Consider the following 14438-nt stretch of genomic DNA (forward strand, 5'->3'; position numbering starts at 1 on the left):
TTACCCTAATATAAAACAATTAGCAAAAATAACTGAAAAAAGACATTTTTTTGTATGAAATTCATTAAACCACTCGCATTAGCTTTTCTATTACCGGCTACGTTCTATATAGCAGAAGCAAAAATGCCAACCACATTAACTGCGGAAGCGCGCGCGATTCTATCCCAAGATAGTTTGGCGCTGAATCAAAAATTACCCTTCGACAATGAAGTCATCACAGGGAAACTGAAAAATGGATTTACATACTTTATTCGTAAAAATAGCGAGCCTAAAGGCCGTGTTACCATGTATTTGGGTATGAAGGCCGGCTCTATTCTAGAAAATGAAAAACAGCTTGGTTTGGCCCATTTTTTAGAACATATGAACTTCAATGGCCTGAAGCACTTTCCAAAGAATGAATTGGTTAACTACCTGCAGAAAGCGGGGGTTCGATTTGGATCGGACCTCAATGCCTATACCAGCTTTGACCAGACCGTTTATCAGCTGCCCATTCCTTCTGACGATCCTGAACTTTTAAAAAATGGTTTGCAGGTAATGCGCGATTGGGCTCAGGACGCTTTGTTGGATGGCGAAGAAATTGATAAAGAACGGGGTGTTATTCTCGAAGAAAAACGAGGTGGAAGAGGAGTACAGCAGCGTTTACAGGATCAATACTTTCCGATGTTGCTCAATGGTTCCCTTTACTCCAAGCGTTTGCCGATCGGAACTGAACAGATACTGAAAACATTTCCCTACACAGAAATACGCAAATTCCATGAAGACTGGTATCGCCCGGATTTACAGGCCCTGATCATCGTTGGAGATATTGATCCCAAGGAGATGGAAGAAAGGGTGAAAGTATTGTTTTCCGATATGAAAATGCCCAAAAAAGCGTTGGAGCGTAAAAAATATCGGGTCGATCTGTTAAACAAGAACCAGTTCTTGGCTATTTCAGATCCGGAACTGCCCTACACTGTTGCACAGATTTTGATCAAAAGCGAAAAAGAAAAGGTTTCCACGGTAGGAGATTACAGAAACGAGCTGTTGAAGAATGTGTTCAATCAGATGATCGCGGGGCGGTTTTCTGAATTGATGCAACAACCGAACCCTCCTTTTATGCAGGCAGGTGGAAGTATCAGCGATTTTGTTGCTAACCTTAATACTTTTTCATTGTTGGTAGTGCCTAAACCAGGCGAGTTGGAATCCGGATTTAAAGCGATGTTAACCGAATTTGAGCGCATTCAAAAATACGGTTTTACACAGACGGAGTTGGATCGTGCCATCGCCGATATGAAAAAGGGTAACGAGATGTCATTTATCGAGCGTGATAAAAAGAAGTCGGATAGCTATGTAAACCGTTATCTCAATTTTTTTATTGATGATGAACCGGCTTTAAGTAATGAAAACGCTTATCGTTTGACAAAACAGCTGTTACCAACCTTGAAACTGTCGGAAGTGAATGGTTTGGTGAAAAAATATTATACCGATCTGAACCGCGATGTTTTAGTTATGGGGCCAGAAAAGGATAAGGCCAACTTACCCGCTGAGTCTACCGTGATGGGCTGGGTAAAGGCAGTGGAAGAGAGTCCCGTGACAGCATATGAAGATAAAGTTTCCAATCTTCCCTTGCTTTCAAAAGAGCCCGTAAAAGGCACTGTTGTATCGTCAAAAAGTATTGACGCCGTTCAAGCGAAAGAATTGATCTTAAGCAATGGTGTGAAAGTAATCTTAAAGCCTACGGACTTTAAAAATGATGAGATACAGATTATGGCGTATAGTCCGGGTGGAACATCAGGCTATAGTGATGCAGACTACTTCTCAGCCTCCAATGCGTCTTCTTTAATTGATGCAAGCGGCGTTGGACAAATGAACAACGTTGAGCTTACGAAGTATCTTTCAGGAAAAGATGTCTCCATCTCTCCGTATATCTCCGAACGTTACGAAGGTATTTCAGGTAGTACAGATAAAGAAGGCTTGAAGAATGCTTTTGAATTGATTTATGGTTATTTTACCGAGCCTCGATTGGATCAGGATATTTTCCAGAGTACCATGACCCGGGCAAAAGGATCTTTGGAAAATAGGTTGAGCAATCCAAATAATGTATTCTCGGATAAAGTGAAAGAAGTGCTTTATGGCAACAATGTCCGCCGGCAAAACCCAACGGTAGAAACGATCAATAAAATTGATCGGGAGCGTGCTTTGGCAATTTACAAAGAACGATTTGCTGATGCTTCGGATTTTGTGTTTACAATTGTGGGGTCATTTGACGAGAATCAGATCAAGCCTTATTTAGAAACCTACCTGGCTTCATTGCCGGCCCTTAAAAGAGGAGAAAGCTACAAGGATTTAAATATTCTGGAGCCAAGCAAGGGCGAGCGCGTAGTTGTTCATAAAGGCAAAGAGGAGAAGGCAAGTACGCAATTGGCCTACTATGGGGACTATACCTATAATGAAATTGAAAATGTGAATATGGAAGCCTTGGAGAGTGTGTTGACGATCAAATTGTTGGAAAGACTCCGTGAAAAAGAAGGTGGAGTTTACGGCGTGGGCGCTCGGGCGAGTTTCAGTAAGCTGCCAAAAGCACGTTATGCTTTCTCCATTGGTTTTGGTTCGGCAGTAGATAAGGCTGATGCTTTAATCACTTCGGCCTTGGATGAAGTAAAAAAGATTCAGGAAAAAGGCCCTGAAAATGGAGATATCGAAAAGTTCCTAGCAGAACAGCAGCGACAAAATGAGTTAAATCTTCGTGAAAATGGTTATTGGCTGAATTATATATCAAGTTCTTATCAGAATGATCTTGATCTTGCACGATATACACGTAGAATAGACAATTTGAAGAAGGTAACTTCGAAGTCGGTGCAGGATGTTGCCGGAAAATATTTGAAAAGAGATCGACTTTTTGAATTTATTTTGATGCCGGATTCTAAATAACAGGAGTCCTGGAAAACAGAAGGGTTGCCTGCGTAGTAGGCAACCCTTTTTTATTGGCCAAAAAATTAGGAACAAAAAATCCCAACCATTTCTGATTGGGATTGCCAAAATGTCTAATAAGTATCTCTTGTTAACCCAAATAGGATTTTAAGATTTTGCTTCTTGAAGTGTGTCTCAAACGTTGAAGAGCTTTATCTTTAATCTGACGAACGCGCTCACGTGTTAAATTGAATTTTTCTCCGATTTCCTCTAACGACAATTGGTGATTGGAACCTAAGCCAAAGAAAAGCACGATAATTTCACGTTCTCTTTCTGTTAATGTTGCCAATGATCGTTTGATTTCTTCTGACAGAGATTCATCAATCAAAGAACTGTCTGTGTCTGGATCATGGTTCTCCAAAACGTCCAAAAGTGTGTTTTCTTCACCTTGAACAAAGGGAGCATCCATAGATACGTGACGGCCAGAGTTGCTTAGCGTATCCGAAACCTTGTCTACTGTGGTTTCAAGGATATCCGCCAATTCTTCTGGAGATGGTTCCCGTTCGTATTCTTGTTCTAGTTTTGAGAAAGCCTTACTGATTTTGCTCAATGAACCAACTTGATTCAATGGCAGACGTACGATACGCGATTGTTCAGCAATTGCTTGAAGAATAGATTGGCGAATCCACCAAACGGCATAAGAAATGAATTTAAACCCCTTTGTTTCGTCAAAACGTTTAGCCGCTTTAATTAAGCCCAGGTTACCTTCATTGATTAAATCACCTAAGGTTAAACCTTGATTTTGATATTGTTTTGCTACTGATACTACGAAACGAAGGTTGGTTTTAGTCAATTTTTCCAAGGCAACTTGATCGCCTTCGCGGATACGCTGTGCTAATTCTACTTCTTCTTCTGCTGTAATTAAGTCTACTTTACCAATTTCGTGTAAGTATTTGTCCAAAGACTGTGACTCACGATTGGTGATAGATTGTGTAATTTTGAGCTGTCTCATTAATTTTTATTAATTCTCCTCTCTAAGAAATGTTTGCGAAAATACGAAAAATTTTTGAATTATTAATGGAAAATTGATTATCTAGCCACTCATATTTAATGAGTTAGGCTTTTTTGAGTTTCAATTTTTAATCATCAAAAACTATTCCATTTTAATATTTTTTTTTCCTCTTATCTGTTGCTGTAATATTCAACTGTTTGATATTTAAAGAGCTAAAAGGTTTAATTTTTTTTATTGTTCTAAACAATTTAACTCGTCGGCAGCTGATTTATTATGCACCATGCATTCCTCAAATTTATTTTAAAATGATAATTTTATGATAAAACAAAAAGATGGATCTTTTGTTTTATTAGTGACATTAAATAAATTTAAAAGAATAAAAATTATATTATGCCAATCTTAATTCACTTGGATAAAATAATGAAAGAGAAAAAGATGTCGCTTAACCAATTGAGTGACAACGTCGGAATTACCCTTTCCAATCTTTCAATCATCAAGAATCAAAAGGCGAAGGCATTGCGATTAGATACTCTTGAAGCGATCTGCAAAGCGCTAGACTGCCAGCCTGGTGATCTGCTGCAATATTATGATGGTGGTGATGAAAAAGGTTAAAATCGATAGCCTTTTAAAAAATCGACTACATTCATTCTTTTTTTGCCTTCGAGTTGAAGGTCAGAAATGACAATATAGCCGTCTTGTGTCGCAATTTTTAAGAAACTTTTCTTGTCAGTTTCTACGGTGCCCGGTATTGTAGCTGTATGGGCAAGCTCTTTTTCTGTGCGATAGATTTTTAGTACCTTATCATTTAAGAGGGTAAATGCCGCTGGATAAGGGCTTAAACCGCGAATGAAGTTATAAACCTCCGCAGTGGGCTGATCCCAGTTTATTTTACAGTCTTCTTTGAAGATTTTTGGTGCGTGTTTGAGTGGCTCCGTGGTGAGAAGGACGTCTTGAGGTTTAGGCTGCAAAGTGCCGGCCTTCAATTGCTGGATGGTTTGAAGGAGCGTTTCTGCCCCAGCCACCATAAGGTTGTCGTGGAGATCGCCGGCATTGTCGGTTTCTTTGATGGTAACTTTTTTCGACAATAAGATGTTTCCCGTATCGATTTCGTGCTGTAGTAAAAATGTCGTTACGCCCGATTCTTTCTCGCCATTGATGATGGCATGATTTATCGGTGCTGCACCCCGATATTGTGGAAGGAGTGAGGCGTGAACGTTGATTGTTCCAAATTTAGGCATATTCCAGACGATCTCAGGTAGCATACGAAATGCGACCACAACCTGTAGGTCCGCCTGAAAACTTTTGAGGTCATTCAGAAATGCTTCATCGCGAAGTTTCACAGGTTGAAGAACTGGGATGTTATGTTGTCTAGCAAATATTTTCACCGCAGATTCATGTATTTTTTGTCCGCGTCCTGCAGGTTTATCCGGTACAGTAACCACAGCGACAACTTGTTCGCCAGACTGAATCAGTGCTTCAAGTGAAGCTACAGCAAAATCGGGAGTACCCATGAAAATAATACGCATAATACTTGAAAATTTTTATAAAACTCTTTAAACCAGTGCAGGAGCCTCCTCGTTGAATAGCCTACTGAAAAACACCTAATAATTTGTCATTTCAGTTTTGTAAATAACAAATTTTTATAACTTTGCGAAGTTACATAAATATATTGAAAGCTTGAATTTTCCTTATTTTTTAGCAAATCGGATCGCATTTTCTGGAAAAAGAACGTTCTCAAAATTGATCGTTCGGGTGACTATTGGTGCCATTGCTCTTGCTATTGCAGCGATTATTATATCTATTGCGGTATTGCGCGGATTTAAGGGAGAGATTATCAGTAAGCAACGGAGTTTTTTTGCCGATGTATTGGTTTTACGTTACGACCTGAATAAGTCTTACGAAAATTCGCCCATAACACTTGCACCGGAGGTCCGCAAGTCCATATTGGCAATTCCTCAAGTCAATTCCATCAGTTCCTTTGCAACCAAGGCCGGAATCATCAATGTCAACAATGAAGTGGAAGGCGTGGTTCTCAAGGGTATCGATTCATTGTATAATCAGCAGCCGTTTCAAGGTATGCTGGTGGAAGGGAATATGATAGACTTTAAATCGGATAATGCCGATAATCAGATTTTAGTCTCTAAGTATCTCGCAGATCGATTGCTCTTAAAAGTCGGTGACGATTTTATTATGTATTTCGTGCAGGATCCTATACGCAAACGTAAATTTGTCATTAAGGGCATTTTTAATACAGGCTCTGAAGAATTAGATAAGGTCTATGTGATCGGGTCTCTCAATGTCATCCGCAAACTGAGCAACCTCGATGATCATGAGGTAGGGGGCTATGAGATTCGGATCAAAGATTTTAGTCAGCTCGAACGGACAACAAACAAGGTTGAAGATCTGTTGCCTATCGATATGCAGGCAATTAATATCAAGGATCAGGTTCCCGATATTTTTCAGTGGCTGGAACTGCTGGATATGAACACCAAAATCATTTTTATATTGATGACGGTCGTGGCTATTATCAATATGATTTCCGCCTTGCTGATCACCATTCTTGAGCGTACTTCAATGATCGGTATTTTAAAGGCATTGGGGTATCACAATGCCGGAATTCGCCGCGTCTTCATGTACAGTGCCTTGTACCTGATCGGCCTCGGATTGTTAATCGGTAATCTTATTGGCCTCGGTTTTTACTTTTTTCAGGATTTTACCCATTTCTTTAAATTGGATGAGAAGACCTACTATATCTCCTATGTGGCCGTTCAACTTCAATGGTCTGATGTGATTCTTGTCAATTTGGCTGTTGTGTTTATCGGAATGATCTCTTTATTTATTCCGTCAATGCTAATTACCAAAATTAGTCCGATTAAAGCCATTTCTTTTAAGTAACGCTCTTTTTAGGCTTCGCTTTCTTTAAAAAATCGTATTTTTAGTGCTGTTAACTATTTTTCGAGCTGTATAGAAAAATAAGTATTTATATTTTACGGCTAGTATACAAGCACATATGAATAAAACTTTTGAGCATATTTCCCACGCCTTCGAAGCACCTTTACAAAATCCTGTACTTATATTTTCACTGGTACTTTTTATTATCCTGTTATCACCGATTGTACTGCGACCGATTAAGGTTCCGGGGATTATAGGATTAATTATATCCGGCGTTATTATTGGACCGCATGGACTAAATTGGCTGGAAAAAAACTCGGCCATAACGCTTTTTTCAACAATAGGCCTGCTCTATATCATGTTTATTGCCGGGCTCGAGTTGGACATGAATGAATTTAAAAAGACAAAAAATAAGAGCTTGCTCTTTGGCTTCTTGACATTCATCGTGCCGATCAGTATTGGCTATCCCGTTTGTCACTTTTTATTGGGTTACGGTGTTTTGCCGAGTTTGTTGATATCAAGCATGTTTGCTACCCATACGCTGGTTTCTTATCCCATCGTCAATAGCTATGGTATTTCAAAAATGGAGGCTGTTGCGATTACGATCGGTGGAACAATCCTGACCGATACGGCCGTGCTGATTATTCTTGCTGTAATTACTGGCGTTTCTCAGGGAAATATAGGTAATGAATTTTGGATTACCCTGACGATTTCCTTTGCTATCTTTCTGTTTATCATGTTTGGTGTTATTCCGAGGATCGCGAAATGGTTTTTTGAGCGCTTGGGGAGTGAGAAGACGTCCAATTATATCTTCGTTCTCTCGGTTGTGTTTTTTGCGGCCTTTCTAGCGGAAATTGCCGGCCTTGAGCCGATTATTGGGGCTTTCGTGGCCGGTCTGGCCCTCAATAAACTGATTCCACATTCTTCGGCTTTGATGAACCGGATCGAGTTTATCGGTAATGCGATTTTTATTCCTTTCTTCTTGATATCTGTGGGCATGATTGTCGATGTCAGCGTGATCTTGAAAGGGCCGCAGGCCCTTATTATTGCCGGAACACTGACCGTTGTGGCTATCGTCGGAAAATATGTGGCCGCCTGGCTGACACAGATTGTTTTTAAATACAGCCGTGGTCAACGTAACCTAATATTTGGTTTAAGTAGTGCACATGCTGCGGCAACACTGGCCGTTATTATGGTTGGACATAAGAACGGCATTATCGATGAGAATGTGCTTAATGGTACGATTCTGCTGATTTTGGTGACCTGCATTGTCGCCACGGTGGTGACGGGAAATGCCTCACGTAAAGTGGTTATGGATGGCGAACAGGACGAAGAACATACTGATGTGGTAAAGGAAAAAGATGAAAACATCTTGATTTCTATCGCTAATATGGATAATATGGAGCCGATTTTGGATTTTTCAACCTATATTAAAAGCAAGAAATGTTCCTATCCTGTCAATATTGTGTCCGTTGTGAAAGATAATGAACAGGCACAATTAAACATGTCTAAAGCACGGAAGAACCTGGACAATATGGTCAGGTATGCTTCGGGTAGTGAAACAAATGTGAATATAAGTGCTACAATAGATTTAAACATTGCCAGCGGGGTTGCGCGGTCGGCAAAAGAGGTTTCTGCCAATTGTATTGTTTTGGGCTGGCCAAGTGCGGCCAATTTTATGGATAAGTTTGTCGGGGAGAAAACGGAAAGTATTTTAAATAGAACCTCGGCTAATGTGATGTTATGTCATTTTAAAAAACCTTTTATTTCGAATAAGTCGATTGTCGTTTTTGCACCACCGATGTGCGAGGCGGAATTTGGTTTCGAATACTGGCTGGAGAAGGTGGTCAAGTTTGCCCAGGAATTATCCCTGTCCATCACTTTTGTGGTTGATACACGTTCTGCCGCTGCCATTGAAGAACATCTCGTCGAATTGAAAAATTCTGTTCCTGTCACATTCAAACATTACGACAACTGGGACAATTTACAGGGCCTTAAAGCGTTTAAGGAGGAGGATGCGATGTTTATTTTTGTGTCGGCTAGAAATGGAGAAGTTTCCTATCGGGATTCGCTGGATGGAGTAGCAAAGAAATTAGATCGTATTTATGCAAACGAAAATCTTGTTTTAGTGTTTCCTAGTAGAGTGGAAAATGCGCACATCGACGAATATGAAGATGTTGAAGCTGCACCAATCTTTAGAAAAATTAGCAAAGAAATCGGAAATATGTTTAATAAGGGATAGTTATTGTCCGTTAAAATTGAAGGTTATGTCAAATAAGATTACAATGTCAAGTGAAGGAACTTTACAGGTTCCAGATTTTCCAACAATTCCTTTTATTATCGGCGACGGCATTGGTCCTGACCTCTGGCATGCGGCAGTGCGTGTTTTTGATCAGGCGGTGGAGAAAGCGTACGGCGGACAACGGAAAATAACATGGAAGGAGGTGTTGGCAGGTGAGAAAGCTTTCAACGAAACAGGCGAATGGCTACCAAAAGATACGTTGAATGTATTAAAAGAGTACCTGGTTGGAATCAAAGGGCCGCTCACCACGCCAGTAGGCGGGGGAATCCGTTCGTTGAATGTTGCGTTGCGTAAGGATTTGGATCTCTATGTATGTCAACGCCCGACAAAATGGTTTGAGGGTGTACCTTCGCCAGTCAAACATCCCGAGTATGTGGATATGGTGATTTTTCGCGAAAATACCGAAGATATTTATGCTGGAATAGAGTTTCAGGCAGGAACAGCTGAAGCCAACAGATTCCAGGATTTCTTGCATGATGAGCTTGATATTGATTACAATTTCTCGGCCACGACAGGCGTCGGTGTCAAGCTGGTTTCTGAAGAGGGCTCCAAAAGATTAGTCCGTGCAGCGATAGAACATGCTATTGATCACAATTTGCCTTCCGTGACGATTGTCCACAAAGGAAATATCATGAAATTTACGGAGGGGGCTTTTAAGATGTGGGCTTATGAGGTTGCTGAAACGGAATTTGCCGACAAAACCTATACGTGGGGACAGTGGGAGCGAACGAAAGAGGAAAAGGGTGCTGAGGTTGCTAACCAAGAGCAAAAAGCGGCCTTGGATTCCGGTAAAATCTTGATTAAAGATATGATTGCCGACAATTTTTTACAGCAGATCCTGCTGAATCCACGGGATTTTTCTGTTGTAGCAACGTTGAATCTGAACGGTGATTATATTTCTGATGCGCTGGCAGCAATGGTTGGCGGTATAGGGATCGCACCGGGTGCTAATATCAATTTTAAAACCGGGCACGCTGTCTTTGAAGCCACCCATGGTACTGCACCTCGCTTTGCAAATACCAATACCATGAATCCTTCATCGGTTATTTTAAGCGGTGTTATGCTATTCGAATACCTCGGCTGGACCGAAGCGGCGGCGGCAATTGTTAAGGCCTTAGGAGAAACGATATTGGCTAAGACTGTGACGGTGGATTTTTACAATTTGATGGATGATGCGACCTTGGTCAAAACATGCGAATTTGCAGATCGAATTATTGAAAAAATATAAGAATTTTATTTTCTGAGATATTAAGCAGAAATTTGAATAAAATTTCTGCTTTTTTATGGATTACAATCAGCTGCCACTTTTTATAAAGGAATCGACCGTTTTTACGGAGAACGAAAAAATGAAGTTGGCTCAGGTCGACCGTTTACCCACGCCACAGGAGGTAGATGATATAACGAGTCTCCCTGAAATTTACGAATTGCTAAATGCCTTTATTGGCGATCAATCTTCTCGTAATACCCATCTTCAGCTCAAGGCTAAGGAGTATTTGCAAGATAATCAGGTAGATATGGCATGGAAAGTGTTGCTTATTTGATGTTTTTTGCATTGAATTAGCTGTTTGTTGTGCGATCTTTTTATTGAAATCATTTAGAATTTTATAAATTTTCAATAAAAAAACAGATTAGTTGAAAAATATATAATTTTATTTTACCTTTGGTTTTTAAACAACGGATTGCTTAGCTAGGGTTAAAAAATAGCAATCAAACAAACTATAACATCAATGAAACATAATTTTGGAGCAGGTCCATGTATTCTGCCAAAGGAAGTATTTCAACAAGCCTCAGAAGCTGTAATTGATTTTAACAACACCGGTTTATCAATTTTAGAGATCTCTCACCGTTCCAAAGAGTTTGAAGCAGTGATAGATGAAGCCACACAATTAGTACGCGAGTTATTGGCAGTACCTCAGGGATATTCGATTCTTTTCCTTCAAGGAGGGGCAAGTTTGCAATTTGCAATGGCGCCGTTGAATCTTTTACCTGAAGGCGGTAAGGCTGCTTATTTGGATACGGGTGTATGGGCTACAAAAGCATTAAAAGAAGCTAAAAAATTCGGTACAGTAGATGTTGTAGCTTCGTCGATTGATAAAAATTATTCCTATATCCCTAAGGGATATGCCATCCCAACAGATGCGGCATATTTTCATTATACAGCCAACAATACCATTTACGGTACGGAGGTTTTTGATAAACCCGAAACCGCATTGCCAGTGGTTGTTGACATGTCTTCTGATATTTTTTCACGTGAGATCAACGTTGCTGACTATGATTTGATTTATGCTGGTGCTCAAAAAAATATGGGACCTGCAGGTGTTACACTCGTGATTGTTAAAGATGATATCTTAGGTAAATCAGGACGTATTCTTCCATCGATGTTGGATTATCAATTGCATATCAACGGTGGTTCAATGTACAATACACCACCGGTATATTCGATTTTTGTTTCGATGTTAAACCTTCGTTGGTTAAAAGCAAAAGGCGGTGTTTCGGTATTGGAACAAGAGAATATCATCAAAGCACGTGCTTTATACGATGAAATCGATCGCAACCCATTATTCAAAGGTACTGCTGCTGTAGAAGACCGTTCACGCATGAATGTTACTTTTGTGATGGATACACCAGAGTTGGAAGCTGAATTTTTGGCTTTGGCGAAAGAACGTAATTTGATTGGCATCAAAGGTCACCGTTCTGTCGGTGGATTTAGAGCTTCAATCTACAATGCTTTACCATTGAGCAGCGTAAATGCGTTGATTGATGCCATGAAAGAATTTGAGGACACGCATACAGCCTAAGGCTGCATGCATGTTGCTGAAATTTAACAGTTGACGAATAAATAATTAGTTAGATTACGAATTATAAAGGTCGTATCGTATTCACGGGATTGGATCTTCCAATGAGTTGAATGGTACTGCTACCTTTAAAAACGAATTATAAAGATGAAAATATTAGCGAATGACGGTATCGATCCACTAGGAAAAAAAATGCTGGAAGATGCCGGTCATAGTGTAGATACAACGCATATTCCACAAGAAGAGCTTCCAGAAAAGCTTCTTGCTTATGACGCAATCACGGTACGTAGCGCAACTAAAGTGCGTCAGGCCCTGATTGATGGCTGCCCTAATTTGAAAGTTATCGGCCGTGGTGGAGTAGGCATGGATAATATTGACGTAGAATATGCCCGTTCAAAAGGCATCGCTGTTGTCAATACCCCGGCGGCATCTTCGCTATCCGTTGCTGAGCTGGTGTTTGCTCACCTATTGAATGGTGTCCGCTTCTTATACGATGCCAACAGAAAAATGCCTGTTGAGGGCAACACAAAATTTGGCGCCCTTAAAAAAGCTTATGGTGCCGGTACGGAGCTTCGTGGTAAGACGATCGGTATCGTTGGATTTGGCCGTATCGGTCGCGAAGTTGCCAAAATCGCCATTGGTCTAGGGATGGATGTGGTTTATACGGATTTGTTCGAAGGACCAAAAGCGTTGACCATAACACTTTCAGGTGGTATCCAGGTTGACGTGCCTATTCAACAAGTGGAGATGGACGAGCTATTGAAAGTTTCAGATTTTATCTCTTTACACGTTCCATTTTTGGATAAACCAGCGATTGGAGCTGCAGAGTTCCCATTATTGAAAGATGGTGTAGGCTTAGTCAATGCTTCTAGAGGTGGCGTTATTGATGAGTTGGAATTGGTGAAAGCATTGGATTCGGGCAAGGTAGCATTTGCTGGTTTAGATGTATTCGACAACGAACCTACTCCACGTGAGGAGATTTTGAAACATCCGAAAATTTCATTGACGCCACATATTGGAGCGGCAACTAATGAAGCTCAAGAAAGAATCGGCGAAGAATTGGCCGGTCTACTGATCGAAAACTTGAAGAAGTAATTCTTCCGCATAACATATCAGATATGCGGCACAAAACTTTCATGATTTTGTGCCGCATTTTTTTTAATATAAATTCATGAATTGCCTATATTGGCACACAGAAATTTAATAATTGTAACTTCAGTATGAAAGTTTTAAAATTTGGTGGTACTTCCGTGGGGAGTGCAGCACGTATCAAAGGGTTGTTGGATATTGTAAACCCTGCTGAACGTCAGATCGTCGTGTTGTCCGCAGTTGCTGGAACGACAAATGCTTTGGTTGAAATCGGTCAAGCTTACACAGCAGGTAAGAAGGACGAAGCTAAAGAGTTGGTCAAGAAGCATAAGGATAAGTACGAAGACCTTATTAAAGAACTTTTCAGTACTGAACAGGGATATAAAAATGGTAAAGAATTGATCGATTACCATTTTAACCTGATTTCTACCTTGGCCAACGAATTGTTTACACCCATCGAGGAGAAAGTTATTTTAGCACAGGGCGAATTGATGTCTACCGCTTTATGGCATTTTTACCTGAATGAAATTGGCGTAAAATCCGTGCTGTTGCCAGCCCTGGACTTTATGAAAATTGATGAAGACAATGAGCCTATGGTTGATTACATTGGCGAAAAGCTAAGCCATATTTTGGCCCAGAGTCCAGAAAATACCCTATTTATCACGCAAGGTTTTATTTGCCGTAATTCTTTTGGTGAAATTGATAATTTGCGCCGTGGAGGTTCAGATTATACGGCTTCCTTGATCGGGGCAGCAATCCGTGCCGAGGAAGTTCAGATCTGGACTGACATCGACGGGATGCACAACAATGATCCCCGTGTTGTCAAAGGAACCACACCGATTGCACATCTAAGCTTTGATGAAGCTGCGGAGCTGGCTTATTTTGGTGCTAAAATCTTACATCCACAATCGGTGTTCCCAGCGCAAAAATATAACGTTCCAGTTCGGTTGTTGAATACGATGGAACCCAATGCAAAAGGGACATTGATCAGTAAAGACGGTGCGCAGAAAGGTTGTATTCGTGCTATAGCAGCGAAAGACGGTATCACAGCAATTCATATCCATTCGTCGAGAATGCTACTTGCCTACGGTTTCCTGCGCCGTGTCTTTGAAATATTCGAGCGTTATAAAACACCAATCGATATGATCACAACTTCGGAAGTGGCGGTGTCTTTGACGATTGATGATACCACAAATTTGGCGGATATTATCAAAGAAGTGGAAGATTTTGGTTCAGTAACAGTGGATGGTGATCAGACCATTGTATGCGTTGTAGGGGATTTTGGTTTGAATAGCCATGGCTATGCCGCTCGCGTACTTGATGCTGTAAAACACCTTCCAGTTCGTATGATTTCGTACGGTGGTTCAGACTTTAACGTCTCTATTCTATTGAATTCAGATCATAAAACTGAAGCATTACGTTCATTGCACAATCGTTTATTTTAAGAATTAGGTTTTTA

Annotated in this window: 11 protein-coding genes; 9 read left to right on the forward strand and 2 right to left on the reverse strand. The window is 40.4% G+C overall.

The genetic code is table 11. The annotated features are described in order from the left end of the window. The first annotated feature begins 54 nt into the window (after positions 1-54). Positions 55-2910 carry a M16 family metallopeptidase gene (locus B3600_RS22050; protein ID WP_286754401.1) on the forward strand — a complete coding sequence of 952 codons (2856 nt, stop codon included), beginning with the start codon at positions 55-57 and terminating at the stop codon, positions 2908-2910. Positions 2911-3040: 130 nt separating this feature from the next. On the opposite strand, the gene B3600_RS22055 is transcribed toward B3600_RS22050, so the two are convergent. After that, the gene (locus B3600_RS22055; protein WP_028068906.1) at positions 3041-3901 is read right to left on the reverse strand and encodes a sigma-70 family RNA polymerase sigma factor; all 861 of its coding nucleotides are present in this window, start codon (positions 3899-3901) and stop codon (positions 3041-3043) included. A 390-nt stretch (positions 3902-4291) separates the two neighbouring features. Here B3600_RS22055 and B3600_RS22060 point away from each other — a divergent pair, with 390 nt between their 5' ends. Beyond that, entirely contained in the window at positions 4292-4513 is a 222-nt protein-coding gene (locus B3600_RS22060; RefSeq protein ID WP_046675813.1) for a helix-turn-helix domain-containing protein, read from the forward strand. Here B3600_RS22060 and fmt read toward each other — a convergent pair. Continuing rightward, positions 4510-5427, reverse strand: coding sequence for a methionyl-tRNA formyltransferase (gene fmt, locus B3600_RS22065; protein ID WP_286754402.1), 918 nt, complete (start codon positions 5425-5427; stop codon positions 4510-4512). The two genes, B3600_RS22060 and fmt, sit on opposite strands and share 4 nt — an antisense overlap. A gap of 151 nt (positions 5428-5578) precedes the next feature. Here fmt and B3600_RS22070 point away from each other — a divergent pair, with 151 nt between their 5' ends. From B3600_RS22070 to B3600_RS22100, 7 genes are all read left to right on the forward strand, one after another. Then, the gene (locus B3600_RS22070; protein WP_070569678.1) at positions 5579-6796 is read left to right on the forward strand and encodes an ABC transporter permease; all 1218 of its coding nucleotides are present in this window, start codon (positions 5579-5581) and stop codon (positions 6794-6796) included. 115 nt (positions 6797-6911) lie between these two features. Then, positions 6912-9035 (forward strand): cation:proton antiporter, encoded by a 2124-nt coding sequence (locus tag B3600_RS22075; RefSeq protein WP_070569680.1) that lies wholly within the window; start codon positions 6912-6914, stop codon positions 9033-9035. Between the two features lie 25 nt (positions 9036-9060). After that, on the forward strand, positions 9061-10323 hold the full coding sequence (icd, locus tag B3600_RS22080) for an NADP-dependent isocitrate dehydrogenase (RefSeq protein ID WP_286754403.1): 1263 nt from the start codon (positions 9061-9063) through the stop codon (positions 10321-10323). Between the two features lie 55 nt (positions 10324-10378). Then, positions 10379-10636, forward strand: a complete 258-nt coding sequence (locus B3600_RS22085) for a hypothetical protein (RefSeq protein ID WP_070569685.1) — start codon at positions 10379-10381, stop codon at positions 10634-10636. 186 nt (positions 10637-10822) lie between these two features. Continuing rightward, positions 10823-11893 carry a 3-phosphoserine/phosphohydroxythreonine transaminase gene (gene serC / locus B3600_RS22090; RefSeq protein WP_070569687.1) on the forward strand — a complete coding sequence of 357 codons (1071 nt, stop codon included), beginning with the start codon at positions 10823-10825 and terminating at the stop codon, positions 11891-11893. Between the two features lie 144 nt (positions 11894-12037). Beyond that, a complete protein-coding gene (locus B3600_RS22095; protein ID WP_115048054.1) occupies positions 12038-12985 on the forward strand; it encodes a D-2-hydroxyacid dehydrogenase in 948 nt (315 codons plus the stop codon). Between the two features lie 125 nt (positions 12986-13110). After that, entirely contained in the window at positions 13111-14424 is a 1314-nt protein-coding gene (locus B3600_RS22100) for an aspartate kinase (RefSeq protein ID WP_046675821.1), read from the forward strand. Positions 14425-14438 lie beyond the last annotated feature (14 nt).

The organism is Sphingobacterium sp. UBA2480 (assembly GCF_002341965.1).
Taxonomy (GTDB): Bacteria; Bacteroidota; Bacteroidia; order Sphingobacteriales; family Sphingobacteriaceae; genus Sphingobacterium; species Sphingobacterium multivorum.